The organism is Nostoc sp. FACHB-190 (assembly GCF_014696905.1).
GTDB lineage: Bacteria > Cyanobacteriota > Cyanobacteriia > Cyanobacteriales > Nostocaceae > Nostoc_B.
This window is the reverse complement of record NZ_JACJQW010000026.1, coordinates 85,507-105,133: the sequence shown is the minus strand read 5'-3', so window position 1 is coordinate 105,133 and position 19,627 is coordinate 85,507. Positions and strand designations below refer to the sequence as shown.

The following is a 19,627-nucleotide window of genomic DNA, read 5'->3' as shown; positions in this document are numbered from 1 at the left end:
ACCGTATTCTATTAAGTAACCATGTGATATTCAATACCTTAATTTTTCGATAACCTTTCTTTAATCTAGAAGTCCAATGCTGAAACCACTGTGTCTTTTTGCAAGGTGTACATGATTTCTGTCAAGCATTGGATTTCTGGATTCAGTTTTTCCCTGGTCACTGCCGTAGTTAGTATTACCGGATCGGCCACAACTGCTAGTGCAGTTTCTTTGGTTAATGGCATCACAATTCCCGGTGGTAGTACAGATTTATCTGCTTCTAGTACGAATAGCGCCAACACCAATCGCCTGGGGTTTTTCTCTGACTTGTACTACGATCGCTCCAATAATGTGTACTATAGCCTGGCTGATCGCGGACCCGGTGGTGGTGTCATCAGCTACAATCCACGAGTGCAGAAATTTTCTTTAGATGTTGACCAAAATACAGGAGCAATCAGTAATTTCCAGTTACTAGACACGATTATCTTCACCCAAAATGGTCAAAACTTTAACGGCTTAAATCCCGGAATCCTCAATGGAAATGCCAGCCTTCTTGGTCGCAGTTTTGACCCAGAAGGATTTGCGATCGCACCGAATGGGAATTTCTACGTTTCTGATGAATATGGCCCCTCTGTCTACGAATTTAGCCCGACTGGTTCCTTTATCCGGGCATTTAACACCCCCAGCAATCTGATCCCCAGACAAAATGACAGCACAATTAACTATGTTGATGGTCGTCCCACAATTGCCACTGGTCGTCAAGACAATCGCGGCTTTGAAGGCGTAACCCTCAGCCCAGACGGTAGCCGCCTATTTGCGATGCTGCAAGACCCGTTAGTTAATGAAGGTTCCCCCGATGGGCGACGCAGCCGCAATTTAAGAATAGTTGAATTTGACACCAACACCGGGAATAGTACTGCTCAATACATCTATCAACTAGAAAGCTTGACAGATATTAATGCCCGTATCCCTGGAACAAATAATGATTTTGGAGCTAATTCTCAAGGGCGCAATATTGGTATTAGCTCCATCACAGCCTTGAACAATAACGAATTTTTAGTTTTGGAACGGGATAATCGCGGTGTGGGTGTGGAAGATCCCACAGGTGCGACTCCTGTTGCTAGTAAACGCATCTACAAAATTGATTTGACTGATGCAACCAACGTAGCTGATATTAGCTTGACAGGTATCAATGATTTACCTACTGAAATCACACCAGTCACTAAGATTTTGTTTGCCGATATTGCTGAACTCCTGAGAAATGCTGGACAAACTATTCCCGAAAAATTTGAAGGGTTGGCAATTGGGCCGCAACTTGCTGATGGTTCTTACGCCTTGATTGCCGGGACAGATAACGATTTCAGCGTGACTCAAAATGGACAGAATGTACAATTTGACGTGTGTACAGATGGGACTAACTTCTCTCAAGTCCCCATTGATAGCGGTTGTCCTACAGGACAGTCTTTAATTCCAACTTTTGTTTATGCCTTAAAAGCTAGTAGACAGGAATTAGCTGGGTTTGTACCACCAAAAAAAGTTCCTGAACCAACCACAACGGCGGGACTCATCTTACTGGCTGCTAGTAGTTTATTTGTGAAGCGACAGTTTAAATCTTTACAAAAGTAAATAAATGCTGGTTTGGGTGGGTACTGCCCACCCAAGATAATTCTTTGTAGTTACAGTCCGCTATCTTCGGGAGTGCGAGATTTAGCTTTTGCCTTGTTGGCGCTGCGTTTGAGGGCAGAAAGTCGTGCTTCATAACGAGACCGTTGGCGTTTGCTGGGAGTAGTATCAATTAAGGTTTTCAAGGCACTACCGAGACTCTTGTAAGCATTGGGGAGACTGTAACCAAAACGAGTTGCTAGTGCGATCGCTTTTTCATCAGCATCCAGCAATTCTCGCATTTGCTTTTCGCCATTATTTTTTTGATAAAGTCGCCAACCAGAAACGCCACATAGCGCCAAAGCTAACACCAGCAACAATCCATCTTGTACCCACAATTCACCCACAGCACCGCCTAAACCAATAGCCAATGCTGCCATTTCCCAACCATCTTTGGGAATTGTGTCCATTTGAATGCGGGCAACTTCATGCCAGAACAGCAGATTACGCTGATCCATTGCGAGAGCATCCCATTTCACCAAGTCAATTTGAATTTCTACTTGGTCTTTACCAATTTCTTCGCTGCGGATCAGGGGTGGATTGACCTCAGTTGTGCCTTCAACTGTGACCCAGCTTTGCAATTCTGGTGGTAGTAAGCCTTTTAATCGCCGGAGTTCACTCATTTCTGCTTTGGCAGAGGAGGTTGCATAGGATGTCATAAAATCCAGCCCTAGAAAATTTCAGTATATAGAGAGGGTATCACTTTGGAGTATAGCTATTTAAGTGGTGATCCGCCTCAGTCACTTGGAAAAGTCCCCCGCTTTTTTCTGGCCTCCATCGCCTTTTCTAACAGTTCCAGTAATCCTGGTGCTTCTTCCTGAATCGTGAGTAACATTCTTTCGCCAATTTCCACGTTTCCAGGATCTTCCCCTGTAGCCATCACTTCTTTCAAGCGAGGGATAGCTATACTATCGACAATTTGAATTAATCCACTCAAACAACGTTGAAATTGCTTTTCTGTCAAAATCGAGTCTTCTAAGGGAAATTCAATAATCGCCCGAATTTCGCCGTCAGATGGGTCATATTCCCATTGCAGCATTTTGGTTTCCCAAGAAATGGCTAACATCGTCTGGAGAATTGCCGCTTTGTAAGGGTGGTCTTGCACTCCAGCCAAAACTTGAGGCGCAAAAATGCGGAAAAACTTTCCCTCCTCATCTAGTTGAACAACTATCAGAAAATCTTCTAGGTTATCAGCTTCCACCCCTGTGATAATACGGTCTTCTTCATCATCAAAGCGGTAGTCCCAACCTAGTTTGTCTAAGTAACTGGCAATCTGTTCGAGATTTGCTCCCATAAAAGCCTCGTAAGAAATGGTGGAGCGGCTGTCACCAAAACTAGTGTAACCTGCTAGGGGTCTATGTTTAGGTTGATGTGGCGACTTCTGCTTGTTGAGAAGTATGCAATAAATTACTGCATAATTTCAGATTTTTTCGACTGATATGTCTAAATTCTATGAAATAAGAAAATTATGTTCGAGAAAGTACCCATAAGGACAAAATATTTCGCCATTTTTGTATCTCAAGAATCAGTATTTCAAGTAATAGTTAAAAATTCACATATCATGAGTAATAAAAAGCTAGATAAATTTCCAATTTTAAGTAAAAAATAGATGCTCAATTTCTTGAATAAGTCGGAAATCTAAAGCCTGATGATCACCAAAATCAAATAAAACTGCTTGACAACCCAGATGCTAAAAAATCTCCAAAAAGTTTTATATTACAAGCATCGACTGATTTTTTACCAAAATATTGTAGTCGTCAACACATTTTTTAGGGTTTAATATTCACGAAAGTTTATGTGGAAATCAGCTTGGATTCTAGCGATCGCACCTTTAATCTTGACACTTGCTGCTTGTAGTGGAGAATCAGGACAAACCGCAAATACAACCACTACTCCTAGTGGTAGTCCTGCAACACAAGCAACTAGCAATCGTTGGAATACAATCAAAAGCCGTGGTCAATTGATTTGTGGTGTGAGTGGTGAAGTCCCAGGATTTAGTTTTGTAGGTACTGACGGTAAATACAGTGGGATTGATGTAGATATTTGCAGGGGTATAGCAGCAGCTTTGTTTGATAACCCAGATGCAGTAGAATTTCGCAATCTCAATGCTAAAGAGCGATTTACAGCCCTCCAAACGGGTGAAGTAGATGTCCTCAGTCGCAACACAACTTGGACACTCAGCCGTGATACCTCTGTAGGTTTAGAATTTGCGCCTGTTGTCTTTTATGACGGTCAAGCCATCATGGTTCGCAAAAATAGCAATATTAAGTCATTAGCAGACTTAAAAGACAAAGCAATTTGCGTGCAAACTGGTACAACCACTGAACAAAACTTAGCCGACCAGATGCGGAAACGCAGTATTACTTACAAACCCGTTGTGTTTGAAGATGTGAATGTTACCTTTGCAACCTACGCTGAAGGTCGTTGTGACGGAATTACAGCCGACCGTTCCGCTTTAGTGGCGCGGCGTTCACTCTTACCCAAACCAGAAGATAACGTCATTCTTGATGAAGTCATCTCCTCAGAACCTTTAGCACCAGCAGTCGCTAAAGGAGATACAAAGTGGGGTGATGTTGTCAAATGGGTGGTTTATTCCCTCGTCAAAGCTGAAGAATTGGGTATTACTTCTCAGAATGTCGCGCAATTTGCCAGTAGTAATGATCCAGATATTAAACGCTTTTTAGGCACAGAAGGCAACTTAGGTGAAGGACTCGGCTTAACTAACGATTTCGCCGCTAGAGTCATTAAACACGTTGGTAATTACGCGGAAGTATACGATCGCAACCTCGGCCCCAAAACCAAACTCAATCTCGCCCGTGGTCAAAATCAACTCTGGTCAAAAGGCGGATTACTCTACTCCCCACCATTTAGATGAAGTGTGAAACTTCATCTAGCAATCCTAAATAATTGACAAACATCTCTCCCTTATCCCCCTTGTCTCCCTCACCTCCCCATACAAATTAAATGACCAATGACAAACCCCCCATTTGGCGTGATTATCGTTTTTGGCAAATCACTGCACAATTTGTTGCTGTATTTTTAGCAGCCATTTTAGTAATCATACTTTGGAGCAATCTGAGCCGTAATTTACAACAATTAGGCATTAAATTCGGATTTGATTTTCTCAAACAGCAAGCATCTTTTGATATTGGTGAAACGCCAATTGCTTACAAAGCCACTGATACATATACCCGTGCTTTATGGGTAGGATTAATTAACTCATTGCGGGTGGCGATCGCAGGCATTTTTTTCACGACAATTGTCGGCATAACTGCTGGGATAACTCGGTTATCTGATAACTGGTTAGTACGAAATATCAGCTTAATTTATGTAGAAATTTTTCGGAATACACCTTTACTATTGCAATTACTATTTTGGTACTTTGCTGTTTTTTTGAGTTTTCCTAAAGCAGACAATAAAATTTCTCTTTGGGGTTTTATCAGTCTCAGTCAAAATGGCATTGAATTACCTTGGTTGAGTTTTTCCCCAGAGTTTTCGGCTTTACTGTTAGGATTAATTTTTTACACAGGTGCGTTTATTGCAGAAATTGTCCGGGGTGGAATTCAATCAGTACCTAAAGGACAATGGGAGGCGGCGCGATCGCTTGGTTTCAAACCAGGATTAGTAATGCGCTTAGTAGTTTTTCCCCAAGCCTTGCGGGTAATCATTCCGCCATTAACAAGTCAATATCTGAATTTGACGAAAAATTCTAGTTTAGCGATCGCTATTGGTTATCCCGATGTTTATTTTGTCGCTTCTACCACCTTTAATCAAACCGGGAGAGCCGTAGAAGTAATGTTACTACTTATGCTCACTTATCTTACCTTGAGCTTGACTATCTCCATCATGATGAATTTGCTCAATCGTACCGTACAAATTCCAGAAAGATGAAAAAGATATAGAAAAAACACATGATAAATTCTCAATTAACTTGGCTGCGGAAAAACTTGTTTAACACTTGGTACAACAGCTTACTAACTGTTGTCTGTTTAGTATTTATATTTTGGGCATTACATAACGTAATAACTTGGACAACCACTCAAGCACAATGGGCAGTGATTCAAGTTAACTTGCGCTTATTCTTAGTCGGGAGGTTTCCCCAAACCCTATATTGGCGTGCTTGGATTGTTTTGGCGATCGCGTCTGTTTTATTCTCTATAACTAGCGGTGTTGTATTTAATAAACAAAATTTTAATAAGCTGGGATTTGCTATTTTTGCTTTTATTTATAGTGGATTATTAATTTTTCTGCCTTTGGATTTCACCTCGCGTATAGGGTTACTATTTATTGGGGCATTAACATTAACAAGCTTTTGGCTGAGTCAAAAATTTTATAAAACCATAACGCCTTGGCTGTCTCCACTCTGGCTATTATCATTTCCGCTAATTATTTGGCTAATTGGTGGGGGATTGGGTTTACAAACTGTTCCTACAAATTTATGGAATGGTTTACTACTCACTGTTTTAATGGCAGTCGTGAGTATTATACTTTCGTTTCCTTTAGGGGTTTTATTAGCTTTAGGACGTACTAGTAATTTGCCTATTGTACGTTGGTTTTCTATTCTATATATAGAGATTGTGCGAGGATTACCACTAATCGGTATTTTATTTCTCGCTCAAGTCATGTTACCTTTATTTTTACCAACAGATTGGCGGTTAGATAGAGTCATTAGAGGAATTGCCGGATTAGTTTTATTCAGTGCGGCTTACATGGCAGAAAACGTCCGTGGCGGACTGCAAGCAATTCCTCGTGGGCAAATTGAAGCCGCCAAAGCATTAGGATTAAAAACACCATTGGTAATTTTATTAATTGTCCTTCCTCAAGCTTTACGAGCAGTTATTCCGGCAATTGTTGGACAATTTATTGGCTTATTTAAAGATACTTCACTCTTATCTTTAGTAGCTTTAGTAGAATTAACAGGTATTTCTCGTTCCATCTTGGCACAGCCACAATTTATCGGGCGCTATGCAGAAGTCTATTTATTTGTTGGGTTAATTTACTGGCTATTTTGTTATTCAATGTCGTTAGTCTCCCAACGGTTAGAGAGACAGTTTAATTAATTATTGCGCGGTATCACTTTCATCAGATAAGAAAGTCATAAATTCTGCCAAAGAACTAACAGTAATAGCCGCATCCATGAGATTTTCTAACTGTTCTACACTCGCACTTTCCAAACTTGCGACTACTGAAGGTGGAACTTCGCCAAAGCGTCGTTGCAACACCCGTATTAATTGCCGTCGCGCACCTTGTTCTAAGCCTTGTTCTAAACCTCGCTCTAAACCTTGCTGAAGACCTAATACTTTACCTTCAGTTAAAATTTCTTCATACCAAGGTGATTCTCTTAATACTGTCATATCCCACCTCATAATTTGCTGTACTAAAGGTGTCTCTAACACAAAACTAGCAAAAAAAGCCAGCAATGATTCTAACTGGTTGAACTGGTCATCTGCTCGTAGTATTTGTAGTGCGCGTTGTACAACAGATGCTTCTCCTCCGCCTCGCAATATTGGCACGAATGGTAATAAAGATGGTATTGGTTGCTGAAACACAATCTCAGCGTCTACTTCCCACAAATTAATCACGCGATAGTCTTGGATAGCACGTAATCCAAAAAATTCTTGCTCGTAACTACTGACAACTGTTATTGTCGTTGGCGGTGGCAAGATGTTGATCAACACTGGATAAGTAGGCAGTTGGTAACGTTCCTCTGCTAAAGCCGCATAAGCCCTCATCCTTAAAGGCATTTTGGTTGTGTAGCGCAATTGCAATTCTGTGAGTACCAAAAAATCGCCACATGCCTCACTATATGCTTTTACAAGCACATCTGTTTCACGGCTAATCCACTGAAACTCAGAACCTAAAATTTCTTTTGCTATAACTTCTGGGCGCTGCGTTACCCATTTTACCCAAGCATCGGGAGCGAGACTAATTAATCGCTTACCACCTGTATCTGCTGGTTTTGACACCGAATTCTTTGTAACAGTACTAAGATTTAATAATACCATAACTTATGCACAAAGATGCTCTGTGGAGACTGGGTGTGGGGGTGAAAGGGTATAGGGTGCAAGGGTTTTGAATACGTACAACCCTACACCCTTTCACCCTTGCCCAAACCATTGATTTTTCATCTCACTCTGAATTATTAAATACATCAATTGCCAATTTTCAGAGCCGTTAATTTGCTACAATTTATCCAATATTTTTATTGACTAGATGTTATTAAAAATACAATTTAGGTAGAAAAAATCATGATGATAGATAAAGAATCAATTATTATTGCTGAGAATGTTCATAAATGGTATGGAAAATTTCATGTCCTCCAAGGTGTGAGTTTAACTGTTAACCGAGGAGAAGTATTAGTATTAATGGGGCCTTCTGGCTCAGGAAAATCAACTTTTATTCGCACATTCAATGCTTTAGAAGCATATCAACAAGGAAAAATTATTATTGATGGGATTATCCTGAGTAACGACTTGCGGAATATTGAAGCAATTCGGCAAGAAGTAGGAATGGTTTTTCAACAATTTAATTTGTTTCCCCACCTCACCGTATTGCAAAATATTACCTTAGCGCCAATTTGGGTGCGTCGCTGGTCAAAAGCGAAAGCTGAAGAATTGGCAATGCAACTATTAGAAAGAGTAGGAATATTAGAACAAGCGCGGAAATATCCCGGACAGTTATCTGGTGGACAACAACAACGGGTGGCGATCGCGCGTGCATTAGCGATGCAGCCTAAAATTATGCTATTCGACGAACCCACCTCAGCTTTAGACCCAGAAATGGTACGCGAAGTATTAGATGTGATGCGTACTCTAGCCCGTGATGGTATGACGATGGTTGTAGTTACCCACGAAGTCGGATTCGCCCGTGAAGTTGCTGACCGAGTAATTCTCATGGATAGTGGTTCTCTTGTAGAGTCAGCAACACCCGATATCTTTTTTACTAACCCTCAAGAGGACAGAACACGCCAATTTTTATCTCAAATTCTCTAGCATTAAAGTCTGTAAATAATGAGCCTCAGTACCCAAAAAGAAGATTTTAGTTACGCTTATGTGTATGCTGTCACGGCAACTGCTGGCTACTCTCTACAAGCTGCTACACGTAGGTTAGATGATAGCGGCATCGACGCTACAATCACCGTACCAGGAAAACTCAACTCCAAGCGTTTGCCTCGATTTGACGTACAAATTAAATCTACATCCCAAGATATTCTCAAAGAAACATTTATTAAATACAAACTCAGCACTAAAAATTATGACGAACTCAGAGAAGATGACCCCTTTGTGCCACAACTATTAATAGTTGTCTTAGTACCAGAAGCGGTTAGTGACTGGTTATCGCAAACCGAAGAATCTCTTTGTCTCAAACGTTGCGGTTACTGGTTATCATTGCGTGGACAACCACCAGTTGACAACAAAACTTCCATCACTGTGGAAATTAAGCGCCAAAATATATTTAGTCCCGACGCACTCAAAACCATCATGTCACGCATTGCCGTTGGAGAATTCCTATGACAGCTATTTTCCCGGATGTAGAAAAATTTAAATATATCGACCCCCGACAAGTAGAAGCTTACTTAGTCGCGCATGGTTGGCAGCAACAGCAACGTCAGGGTGATAAAGCTGCTATTTGGACTTTAGATGGTTTTGAAATTTTACTTCCCCTCAAACCAGAAATTATCGATTTTTCCCGTCGTATGGCGGAGGTTGTTGAAACTCTCGCATTGGCAGAAACCAGAACACAACAGTCGGTTTGCGGTGAATTAATTACAAATGCACCCAACACCACTATTCAAGCAGTCGTCACGCACATTGCCACACCCAATGCAGATCATCTCAGTGGCGATATCACTATGTTGGGCATCGTAGTTGATAAACTGCGTCCCATCCACACTGAATTAGCTGACCGTGACTACATCCTGGCATTGAAAGCTTATCAAGAACGCCTGCCTGTTTACTGTACAGGTGACTTAATCAAGGAAAATGGTAGGTTCATTCTTAAAAATCCCCATCGCTTTAGCCTGGATGACACTGAAATGATGTTGTGATTTTCTAACGTCGTGACCAAAGTAGATTCATTATTTAAGATTACGGGTAAATCCAATAAATCTACGGTCAGCCTTTCAAAACACACCATCAACAGATATTAATGGAAGACAATTGCCCTCCTCCGCCCTCAGCAAATTCTTTAACTACGCATCTGCACCGGCATAGCTAAATAAGTCATCTTCAAACCTCCCAATGGTGTAAAAATGACTGGCGTGAGGTTTTGATTAATGTGCATTTGAATTTCTGAAGATGGCAAAGCTTTTAAACCTTCCATTAAATATTTCACATTAAAAGCAATTTCGATATCTTCGCCAGAGATTTCCGCAGGGATGGACTCTCTACCACTGCCCATTTCTTGAGCTTCACAAGATAAGGTTAATTCTTGGGCAGCATGATCAATGGTGAGTTTAACTATATTATTCTTTTGATCTGCTAGTACAGCAATGCGTTCTAAAGTACTTAAAAATTGTTTGCGGTCAACTGTAACTTGGCGCTCAAATTGGCGGGGAATGAGTTGGCGATATGCGGGATATTGCCCTTCTAAAGTCCGGCTAGTTAAGCGTTGATGTTGCCATTCAAAGATAACTTGACCTTGGTCTAAGTATAAGGCGATCGCATCATCCGCCGCATGATGCGCCAACATCCTTTCTAGTTCTCGTAAGGCTTTGCTGGGTACTGTCACCTCTAATTCACCACTTCCACCCAAAGGACGCTCGTTTGTTGTTTCTACCACTGCGAGGCGATGTCCATCAGTTGCACCAAATTCTAGGGTGTCTTGTTTCACACTTAAATGTACACCTGTGAGAACTTGCTTGGTTTCATCAGCACTAGTAGCAAATAATGAACCCCGCAGTCCTTCAATTAAGGCGGCGGCTGTTAAATTAATTGGTTCTGCATCTTCAATTATTGGGAGTTCGGGAAAATCCTCCGCACTCATGGCGCGTAATTGATAATAGCCGCTTTTGGGTGTGAGGGTGACAATTAAACCTTCACCAGTAGATGCTTCAGAAGCTTCATCATCTAAGGTAATTTCCCCTTCTGGCAAACGCGAGGTAATATCTAGCAAAAGTTTAGCAGGTATGGCGATCGCACCTCCTTGCCAAACTTCCGCACTAAAGCTCGTACGGATACCCAAACTCAAGTCAAAAGCCGTTAAACTAACTTGGTTTGTTTCTACATCCGCTTGTAAAAGTATATTCGCCAACACAGGATGATTCGGTCGTGAAGGTACAGCACGACTCACAAGGGAAAGGTTAGTGCTGAGGTCGCTTTGAGAACAAAGTAATTTCATAGGTGAGGAACTAGAGGCTCGGATAAAGAAAGGTAGATATGAGTATTTTTTACTTTAGTCAATATTCACATTTTCTAGCTATAGCAATCCTAAATGATTTATCAACATCTCTCCCTTGTCTACCCCCTCTTCCTTGTCTCCCTGGTCTTTGTTGTTCACGCCCCTAGCCTCTAACCTCTTAAATAAACAGTGTCAATACCTGTGGAAAACCTGTGGAAAACTTTTATGGTTTTTCCACAAGGTAATTATACTGGATAGAGTTTTCCACAGAATTGTCTGGTTTTTTCCACAGAAAAGAATTATTTTTCCACAGAGAGATTTAATTTTAATCGTTTTTTATACTTAACTTAATATTTGGAATTTATTACTTAACCATTTCGATCAGTAATTAGTTTGCAGGCTGTGGAAAACTCCAGATTAATTCTTGGATGATTTTTGTGAACGACTGCTCATATTAATCCGATCGCTTAGTTGACGAAGTGTGTTTCCTAAGTTGCGATCGCTTTCTTTGAGTTGGGTGATTTTCTCACAACTATACAACACCGTTGTATGATCTTTGCCACCAAACTCTTCCCCAATTCTCGGTAAACTCAAATCAGTGTGTTGACGCATTAAATACATCGCTATTTGCCTGGCCCAGCTAATTTCCCGCCGTCGGGAGTTACCTTTGAGGTCTTCAATTGACACATCAAAATTTGCCGCCACTGCGTTTAAAATAGCCTCTGGAGTCGCAGCAACTTTCTCACTTGGCGTTTCTAAAACTGGGGTAATATTTTCTACTGTCATTGGCAAACCCCAAATCGAAATATACGCTAAAGCCCTAATCAATGCTCCTTCCAATTCCCGAATATTAGATTTGTAGTTAGTTGCTATATACTCAATTACATCCTTGGGCAAACGGATATTTTCATACTCCGCCTTTTTTTGTAAAATTGCCATTCTCGTTTCTAAATCAGGCGGTTGAATATCAGCTATTAACCCCATAGAAAAGCGTGAAGATAACCGCTCTTGCAGTTGGGGAATTTGGTTTGGTGGACGGTCAGAAGCAATCACAACTTGTTTACCCGCTTCATGTAATGTATTAAAAGTATGGAAAAATTCTTCTTGAGTATATTCTTTACCTTCAAGAAACTGAATATCATCAACCAACAGCACATCAGCCGCCCGATAATGTTCTCGGAAACTCTGCATACTATCATTACGGATGGCTGTAATTAAGTCATTGGTGAATTGTTCAGTAGAAACGTAAAATATTTTAGAATTTGGGCAAATCTCCCAACGATAATGCCCGATCGCTTGCATTAGGTGAGTTTTGCCTAAACCAACTCCACCACATAAAAACAACGGATTAAACTCTCTACCTGGAGATTCAGCAACGGCTAGGGATGCTGCGTGCGCCATACGGTTATTCGCACCCACGACAAACCGCGAAAATACATATTTGGAATTTAATTCGGCGTTAGTCTGAGTTTTTTGCTTCAGGCTTTCTGAGACGAAATTAGCACTAGCAAATTCCTGGATAGCTTCTCGTGGTTCTATGGGTGCAACTTCATCACCTTGAGCGACGGTAATGTAAATTTCTACCGGATACCCCAAAATACTCTGCACGACATTGGCAATGGTATTGATGTAATACTTTTGTAACCAATTGCGAGCAAAGGGGTTGGGCGTAATAATCACCAAACAATTATTCTCAAACCGTTCCGCTTGGGCAGTTTTAATCCAAGTTTCAAAGGTAGGACGGGATAATTCTAGCTGTAGGCGATCTAGCACCTGAAACCACAGACTGTCAAGAGAAGTTTCCATCACATATCACCTTTGCTGCTAACCGCCAAAATAGAAGATATGAGCAAGCACCAATTTAGCATCCAGATACTCTAGACCTAAGCTAAACTTTGAGTTCTAATCATTTTGGGACTACCCAGTAGGCAATATCCTATCACCCACTGACCAACACGGAGAAGCAAAGACACATGAAGACAACAGTGCATAATATTGATAGCTGGGATTGGCTATTGAGCAAAATGGCTAAAAATGTGAAGTTAATGCTGCTCAGTGGGGTAGCAGTGGTGTCCTTGGGGGGCTGTGGCCTTCTACCAGGTAAAACCTTTGAAAATTCTGTCAATCAACCTGGAACTGTCGATAGCAAAACATCTAATTCTGAATCGGCGATCGCACTTTCACCGATTTCATCTGGTGATCCCAATTTTGTTGTCGGCGTGGTGAAAAATGTTGGCGGTGCAGTTGTGCGAATTGACTCCGCTAGAACAATTACATCGCGCGTTCCCGACGAATTTAACGATCCTTTCTTTCGGCGGTATTTCCGGGATTCTCAACCCAGACAGCGCGTTGAACGGGGTAGTGGTTCAGGATTTATCATTAGTTCCTCTGGGCAGATTTTGACTAATTCCCATGTCGTTGACGGTGCTGATAAAGTAACCGTGACGCTTAAAGATGGCAGAACTTTTGATGGTCAAGTATTGGGAGAAGACCCGGTTACAGATGTCGCTGTGATTAAAATCGATGCCAATAACTTGCCAACTGTATCATTAGGTAATTCGGATGTTTTGCAACCAGGGGAAGCGGTAATTGCCATTGGTAATCCTTTGGGGTTAAACAATACTGTGACATCGGGGATTATTAGTGCAACAGATCGGTCTAGCAGTGATATTGGTGCTAGTGATAAGCGAGTTGACTATCTGCAAACAGACGCAGCGATTAATCCGGGGAATTCTGGCGGCCCGTTGCTGAATGCACGCGGTCAAGTGATTGGGATGAACACAGCAATTCTTCGCAACGCCCAAGGTTTGGGATTTGCTATTCCGATTAACACAGTCCAGAAAATTTCTCAAGAATTAATTACGAAAGGTCGGGTTGATCATCCTTATTTGGGTGTGCAGATGGTGTCACTCACACCAGAAATTAAAGACAGGATCAACGAGCGATTTGGCGATCGCATTACTCTGACGACAGATAAAGGTGTATTGTTAGTGCGGATTGTGCCTAACTCTCCGGCTGCGGAGGCGGGACTCAGACCAGGAGATGTGATTCAGCAAATTAATAACCAATCGGTTACTAAGCCAGAGGAAGTACAAAGAATCCTAGAGAAAAGCCAAATCGGTAATCCTTTATCAGTACAAATTGAGCGCAACGGACAAATTACCCAAGTCACCGTTAGTCCTGCACCTTTACCTGTGCAACGTGAAAACTAGTGAAAGTATGAAGTGTGTAGACACCCTTTGGGTGGCTTCCCGGAGGGTAGTCTGAAGTATGAAGTTCAGAACTTAATACTTTAGGTTAAAAAACTACATGCCATATATTAGTAAAGCTTATGTTTGCAAAAATTGACAATTCTAAATTGTCAATTTTTATTATTTTAGGTAGTTGTTTGATTAATGATCTGCTATTTACCAATGGAGTTTTTAAGATGGCTGACTTATTACCAATTATCCAGTTAGGCGACCCAGTGATTCGGCAAACCGCAGCTTGGGTTGATAACATTCATGATGAGAAAATTCAAAAATTAATTGATGATTTAATTGCCACAGTTTCTCAAGCAAATGGTGTGGGGATTGCTGCACCGCAAGTTGCCGAACAACAGCGTTTATTTATTGTCGCCTCTCGCCCCAATCCCAGGTATCCCAATGCTCCCACAATGGAACCTACAGCTATGATTAACCCTAGGATAGTGTCACATTCAACAGAAATTGTTAAGGGTTGGGAAGGTTGTTTATGTATCCCTGGCATTAGAGGATTAGTACCGAGATATCAAGCCATCGAAGTTGAATACTATGACCGCAACGGACAATTACAAAAACAAGAATTAACTGACTTTGTAGCGCGAATTTTTCAGCATGAGTATGATCATTTAGATGGGATTGTATTTATAGACCGTGTTGAAAGTACTCACGATATCATCACCGAGCAAGAATACCAAAAACGTGTGATTAACATTACTTAATCTAAAATAAATATTGAGGATGAGTTTACATACGGAATTTATGAGTTATATTTAACCTATTGTTAACCTTTGAGCCTTGGTGCAACTATCGAGTAAATGACAAAAACTCTCAGTAGCCGTGGAGTAAGTCCGCAAGAGGCTTTGTCTCCTGACTTAATCTCTACTCAGCGTCACAGTGATCAATTACAAGTAAATAGACATACTAGTTTGGCAACTGCAAAGTTAGAGACGCATTTACCAACTGGTTGCCTAGAAATTATCCATGCAACCCACGGTCGCATTCGTATCCGCGCTACTGACGGCAGTTTAAACGCAAGCTTAGAATTAGTATCCCAACATTTACAACAGTACAAAGGAGTCACAGAAGTTACGACAAACGGGCAATTAGGGAGTTTAGTCGTTAACTTTGACGAAAATGATTTGACATTACCTCAGATATTGGGAATACTAGAAAAACTGAATATTTACCCTTCCCCAAATTCGCCTCAATCAATGAGCAGCAAAGATCCCTTTGCAGTGTGGAAATCTCCAGACTTTTGGATGGAGCAAACTATTTCCTTTATTCCTCTGATGACTGGTTTAGCAGTTACAGGAGGTCTAGGGATTAGTGGATTTGCATCGATTCCAGTCTATATGATTACCGCAGATGCCACACGTCGGGTAATCGGCTATCTAGAACCGCAAATTGCTAAGTCAGACAGCAATAGCCAATCTGTAAAACCAAATACCACAACCAGACAACCGAAATTGACACAAACAGTAACTAAACCTGTTGCTGAACAAGTTACGCAAGACGTAAAACCGTCAGCCAAGATTGCCTACACTGTAGTTCATCACATTCCGGGCAGAATTAGGTTTAATGTCAGCCGCATTGCCCAGGATCATGCTTATGCGAGACGGCTGGAAAGGTTATTGAAAAGCGATGCTTATGTAACTAACGTGCGGATGAATTGTGATGCAGCCTCAATTGCGATCGCATATCATCCAGGTGAAGTTGCTCTCAGCCATTGGGTAAAACTAATGGAATTAGCTTTGCAACCTCATCCGGCTGCACCTAGTGTTCAAATCGCAGCACCACAACAGCCGGAAAAACAAAATACTCAGATTGTTGTATCGGCTGATACAACAAAAACATCAGCAGAAAGTAACAATCTAAACATATCGAGTATTTGGGCTGAGATGAAGCCCGCAGCTATGTCTTTTTCTTTAGCCTATATGGCGAACTTTCCGTTGTAGATCGTTCCGTGAAGGAACACAGGAGGATGAAAATGGAGGGTTCTGTATCCTCATCGGCCTCGCAGCCTCCTGGGCATAGCCCCTGGAAAATAGCAGCCAAACCAAACCAAATCGCCCATCAACCATCTGCCAAGGTAGCTTATAGTATTACTGCGGCACTTCCCGGTACAGTCGCATTTTGCGTACCCCAGATTAATGATGATCCCCAATATTTGCAACGCCTCCAAGCGTTAATCAAAGAGCAAGAATGGGTGATTAATCAGCAAATTAATCAAAAAGCGGGATCAGTCGTCATTACCTACAAAACAGGGATGATGTCTGACTTTGAAATGCGCTCAAATTTAGCGAGTCTATTGCAGACTGCTGATACTGTTCAAGTAGAAGAGACAGAGAGCAAGGAAGCAGAGGTACAGGAGAGCAGAGGTGCAGAGGAAGAACAAACTACTCAGCACTCACACTTCAAGTCCGCTCAGTGTACAGCACTCAGCGAGAAGTCCTGTGCGGAGATAACCCCCGTTGAGCAAACTTCGGTGACGCACAACTCAGCACTTAAAACTCAGCACTTAAAACTCAGCACTCAGCACTCAGCACTCAGCACTCAAGTAGCCTATAATATCGTTCACGCCATACCTGGACGAATTAGGTTTCACATACCGCAAATATCGCGCGATCGCCATTATGTGCAACGCTTAGAGAACTTGCTCAAAGCAGATCCAGTGGTGACAAGTGAGCGCATCAATAAAGATGCAGCCTCATTGGTGATTACCTATAACACTGGAAAACTGCGAGACTCTCAAGAGCGAATACACAGTGTGGAAGCAGCAGCCAAAACATATTTAATTTGTTTGATTCAATCTGCCAACGAAGCAACGGCAGGTATCGCCGCCAACCCAACCAGCAGAATTTAACAACATATCAGTAAATTTTTTGCAGTAACTCACCAGTCTTCAGTGATTGGAGAGAGAAATTCGCTCTCAAATATAGCTACCAACTTGGTTGGAATGATTGATAAATCTAGATTCCAATCTAAGAGCCAAAATTTGGTATGAGAGCCGACTACCTTATAAATCCAGTCTTTCATCATTTTAGCGAGATCAGGAATGACACCATTGACAGCACAACTAGTATCGCCCGCAGTTCAAAAATCTTCGGAAATTGAAGTTAAAGAAGAGGTACCTTTGGGTGCGAAACCTTACGAAACCGTCAGCCCAGTGATTTTAGCCCAACCAATTCACAAGTCTAACGGCAAAGCAACTCTTGCTAACTTCAATAGACGCACTCATCAGCCAGTTTCCAAGGTTGTCTATAACGTTGTCCACGCAGTTCCCGGAAGAATGCGGTTGCGTATCCCACAGTTGCGTGATAACACCGCATACATGCAGCGTCTACAAACTTTGTTGGAAGTTGATCCCCTGATTACCAGCGTCAGAATTAAACCTGCGGCGGCCTCGTTAGTTGTGACTTATAAAGCAAGTCAAGTCAACGATGCCAAAATGCGATCGCGTCTGAGTTGTCTGATTATGACAGCTAATGATGCCAATGTTGTGCTGTTGGATCAGAAAAAGCCTCTAAATCAGAAATCCCAAGAGGATGCAGAAGAAGGCACTTGGCCAGGTTTGCAACTGTCGATGGTAGCCACTGGACTAGCAGTATTAGGTGGGCCGTTGGGGCTATCTGTACCGCCAGTCATGGTGGCTGGAACCATTGCTTTAGCAACATTACCTGTATTTCAACGAGCCATCGTTGGATTAGTAATGCAGCGAAGACTGACAATTGATGTCTTGGACTTCTTGGCAATTGTGATTACTACAGTCCAAGGTCAATTCCTGACACCTGCATTGATGCTGAGTTTAATTGAAATTGGCGAAAATATCCGCGATCGCACTGCCCGTTCTTCTAAAATGCAGACATTAGACTTGCTCAATTCTTTAGGGCAATTTGTCTGGGTAGAACGTGGTGGTGAAAAGATACAAGTCTCTATCAAAGAAGTCAAGAGTGGTGACACGGTAATTGTCTATCCTGGTGAACAAGTCCCGGTAGATGGCAGTATTCTGCGGGGTAAAGCCTTACTAGATGAGCAGAAACTCACTGGTGAATCAGTCCCAGTCTTAAAAACTCAAGGACAACCTGTATTTGCTTCCACATTGGTAAGAGAAGGCAGTATCTATATCTTGGCAGAACGGGTAGGTAACGATACCCGCGCCGGACAAAGCATCAAACTCATGGAAGAAGCCCCCGTCCATGACACAAGGATGGAAAACTGCGCCATTAAAATTGCCGAAAAAGCAGTCCTACCCACCTTATTACTAGGTGCAGGCGTATTTGCAATTACTCGTAACGCCGCCAGAGCCGCCAGCGTCCTCACCCTGGATTTTGCTACGGGGATCAGAGTCTCTGTGCCGACAACAGTCTTGGCAGCTTTGACTTATGCCGCCCGCCACGGTATTCTCATCCGTAGTGGTCGCGCCTTAGAACAACTGGCAGAAGTTGATACCATCGTTTTTGATAAGACCGGTACTTTAACTAAGGGCGAAGTTGCGGTTATTGGTGTTGACAGTTTCAATCCTGAAGTTGACAGTGATAGAGTTTTAGCGATCGCCGCCGCCGCCGAGCAACGGTTAACACATCCAGTTGCGGAGGCTGTCATTCGTTATGCCGAAGCTCAAAAAGTTGTGATTCCTAGCCGTAGCAAGTGGAATTACAAACTTGGTTTAGGTGTGGAAGCAGAAATTTATGGCGAGGTTGTGTATGTTGGTAGCGAACGCTTCTTGCGTCAACAAGGCGTAAACATGGAAGCCCTCAACAACGTTAACCGCGTTAATTCTGTGATTTATGTGGCGAGTAATGGGCAACTTCTCGGTAGAATAAGATATAGTGATATTCTGCGTCCTGAAACACGAGAAGTAATTAACCACCTGTTGAGCGTCGAAGGTGTAGAAGTTCACATGCTCACCGGCGACAACCAACGCACAGCTAAAGCTGTAGCGGCAGAACTCGGAATTGCCCCAGCCAATACCCACGCAGAAGCATTCCCCGAACAAAAAGCTGCCGTTGTTCGTGAACTGCACGAACAAGGTAAAACAGTTGCCTTTGTGGGAGATGGAATTAACGACTCCCCAGCTTTAGCATTTGCCGATGTTTCTATATCCTTTGCTCACGGTTCCGAAATTGCTCGTGAGACAGCAGACGTAGTGCTGATGGAAAACGACTTACGTGGAATTTTAGAAGCGATCGCCCTCGCACGCAACGCCAAAAAACTCATTCGCCAAAACACCAGTATTGTTGCTATTCCTAATATTGCCGCAATGGCGATCGCAGTGCTATTTGGACTAAACCCCCTAGGTGCAACGGTAGTTAACAATGGTTCGACAATCGTTGCAGGCGTTAACGGCTTGCGTCCAATTCTTAAAAATTCCCCAAAGAAAGCTCTACCATCAGCAAGATGAGATC

General features: G+C 42.1%; 17 protein-coding genes. 12 read left to right on the top strand and 5 right to left on the bottom strand.

All coding sequences use genetic code 11. The annotated features are described in order from the left end of the window. Window positions 1-111 precede the first annotated feature (111 nt). Window positions 112-1,605: an esterase-like activity of phytase family protein gene (locus H6G28_RS24425; protein WP_190674971.1), complete on the top strand. Its 1,494-nt coding sequence runs from the start codon at window positions 112-114 to the stop codon at window positions 1,603-1,605. Between the two features lie 50 nt (window positions 1,606-1,655). Here H6G28_RS24425 and H6G28_RS24420 read toward each other — a convergent pair whose 3' ends face one another. Together H6G28_RS24420 and H6G28_RS24415 are read right to left on the bottom strand one after the other, a co-directional pair. Beyond that, entirely contained in the window at window positions 1,656-2,300 is a 645-nt protein-coding gene (locus H6G28_RS24420) for a DUF3318 domain-containing protein (protein WP_062287077.1), read from the bottom strand. 77 nt (window positions 2,301-2,377) lie between these two features. Next, a complete protein-coding gene (locus H6G28_RS24415) occupies window positions 2,378-2,935 on the bottom strand; it encodes a hypothetical protein (RefSeq protein ID WP_190591438.1) in 558 nt (185 codons plus the stop codon). A 501-nt stretch (window positions 2,936-3,436) separates the two neighbouring features. Between H6G28_RS24415 and H6G28_RS24410 the strand changes: the two genes are divergently transcribed. The 3 genes from H6G28_RS24410 (at window position 3,437) to H6G28_RS24400 (ending at window position 6,701) form a co-directional block, all read left to right on the top strand. Further along, window positions 3,437-4,516: an amino acid ABC transporter substrate-binding protein gene (locus tag H6G28_RS24410; RefSeq protein WP_190591437.1), complete on the top strand. Its 1,080-nt coding sequence runs from the start codon at window positions 3,437-3,439 to the stop codon at window positions 4,514-4,516. A gap of 89 nt (window positions 4,517-4,605) precedes the next feature. Next, complete coding sequence (locus H6G28_RS24405; protein WP_190591436.1) at window positions 4,606-5,532, top strand: amino acid ABC transporter permease; 927 nt, start codon at window positions 4,606-4,608, stop codon at window positions 5,530-5,532. Between the two features lie 20 nt (window positions 5,533-5,552). Then, window positions 5,553-6,701: an amino acid ABC transporter permease gene (locus tag H6G28_RS24400; protein WP_190674947.1), complete on the top strand. Its 1,149-nt coding sequence runs from the start codon at window positions 5,553-5,555 to the stop codon at window positions 6,699-6,701. On the opposite strand, the gene H6G28_RS24395 is transcribed toward H6G28_RS24400, so the two are convergent. Then, the gene (locus H6G28_RS24395; protein WP_190591434.1) at window positions 6,702-7,607 is read right to left on the bottom strand and encodes a DUF4351 domain-containing protein; all 906 of its coding nucleotides are present in this window, start codon (window positions 7,605-7,607) and stop codon (window positions 6,702-6,704) included. Between the two features lie 285 nt (window positions 7,608-7,892). Here H6G28_RS24395 and H6G28_RS24390 point away from each other — a divergent pair, with 285 nt between their 5' ends. Genes H6G28_RS24390 through H6G28_RS24380 form a run of 3 tightly spaced genes read left to right on the top strand, consistent with a single transcriptional unit; the run spans window position 7,893 to window position 9,688 of the window. Then, entirely contained in the window at window positions 7,893-8,633 is a 741-nt protein-coding gene (locus tag H6G28_RS24390; protein ID WP_190591461.1) for an amino acid ABC transporter ATP-binding protein, read from the top strand. Between the two features lie 18 nt (window positions 8,634-8,651). Beyond that, window positions 8,652-9,155: a DUF4365 domain-containing protein gene (locus tag H6G28_RS24385; protein ID WP_190674944.1), complete on the top strand. Its 504-nt coding sequence runs from the start codon at window positions 8,652-8,654 to the stop codon at window positions 9,153-9,155. Beyond that, window positions 9,152-9,688 (top strand): hypothetical protein, encoded by a 537-nt coding sequence (locus H6G28_RS24380; RefSeq protein WP_190674942.1) that lies wholly within the window; start codon window positions 9,152-9,154, stop codon window positions 9,686-9,688. The genes H6G28_RS24385 and H6G28_RS24380 overlap by 4 nt, the downstream gene beginning before the upstream one ends. 140 nt (window positions 9,689-9,828) lie before the next feature. Here the strand turns inward: H6G28_RS24380 and dnaN are convergent, their stop codons facing one another. Together dnaN and dnaA are read right to left on the bottom strand one after the other, a co-directional pair. Then, the gene (gene dnaN, locus H6G28_RS24375; protein ID WP_190591433.1) at window positions 9,829-10,980 is read right to left on the bottom strand and encodes a DNA polymerase III subunit beta; all 1,152 of its coding nucleotides are present in this window, start codon (window positions 10,978-10,980) and stop codon (window positions 9,829-9,831) included. A gap of 417 nt (window positions 10,981-11,397) precedes the next feature. Further along, window positions 11,398-12,786 carry a chromosomal replication initiator protein DnaA gene (gene dnaA, locus H6G28_RS24370; protein ID WP_190591432.1) on the bottom strand — a complete coding sequence of 463 codons (1,389 nt, stop codon included), beginning with the start codon at window positions 12,784-12,786 and terminating at the stop codon, window positions 11,398-11,400. 167 nt (window positions 12,787-12,953) lie between these two features. Between dnaA and H6G28_RS24365 the strand changes: the two genes are divergently transcribed. From H6G28_RS24365 to H6G28_RS24345, 5 genes are all read left to right on the top strand, one after another. Further along, window positions 12,954-14,192, top strand: a complete 1,239-nt coding sequence (locus H6G28_RS24365; RefSeq protein ID WP_190591431.1) for an HhoA/HhoB/HtrA family serine endopeptidase — start codon at window positions 12,954-12,956, stop codon at window positions 14,190-14,192. Window positions 14,193-14,407: 215 nt separating this feature from the next. After that, on the top strand, window positions 14,408-14,941 hold the full coding sequence (gene def, locus H6G28_RS24360; protein ID WP_190591430.1) for a peptide deformylase: 534 nt from the start codon (window positions 14,408-14,410) through the stop codon (window positions 14,939-14,941). 96 nt (window positions 14,942-15,037) lie between these two features. Continuing rightward, a complete protein-coding gene (locus H6G28_RS24355) occupies window positions 15,038-16,177 on the top strand; it encodes an HMA2 domain-containing protein (RefSeq protein ID WP_190674939.1) in 1,140 nt (379 codons plus the stop codon). A 32-nt stretch (window positions 16,178-16,209) separates the two neighbouring features. After that, window positions 16,210-17,085 carry an HMA2 domain-containing protein gene (locus H6G28_RS24350; RefSeq protein ID WP_190674936.1) on the top strand — a complete coding sequence of 292 codons (876 nt, stop codon included), beginning with the start codon at window positions 16,210-16,212 and terminating at the stop codon, window positions 17,083-17,085. Between the two features lie 192 nt (window positions 17,086-17,277). Then, window positions 17,278-19,623: a heavy metal translocating P-type ATPase gene (locus tag H6G28_RS24345; protein ID WP_190674933.1), complete on the top strand. Its 2,346-nt coding sequence runs from the start codon at window positions 17,278-17,280 to the stop codon at window positions 19,621-19,623. Window positions 19,624-19,627: the final 4 nt, after the last annotated feature.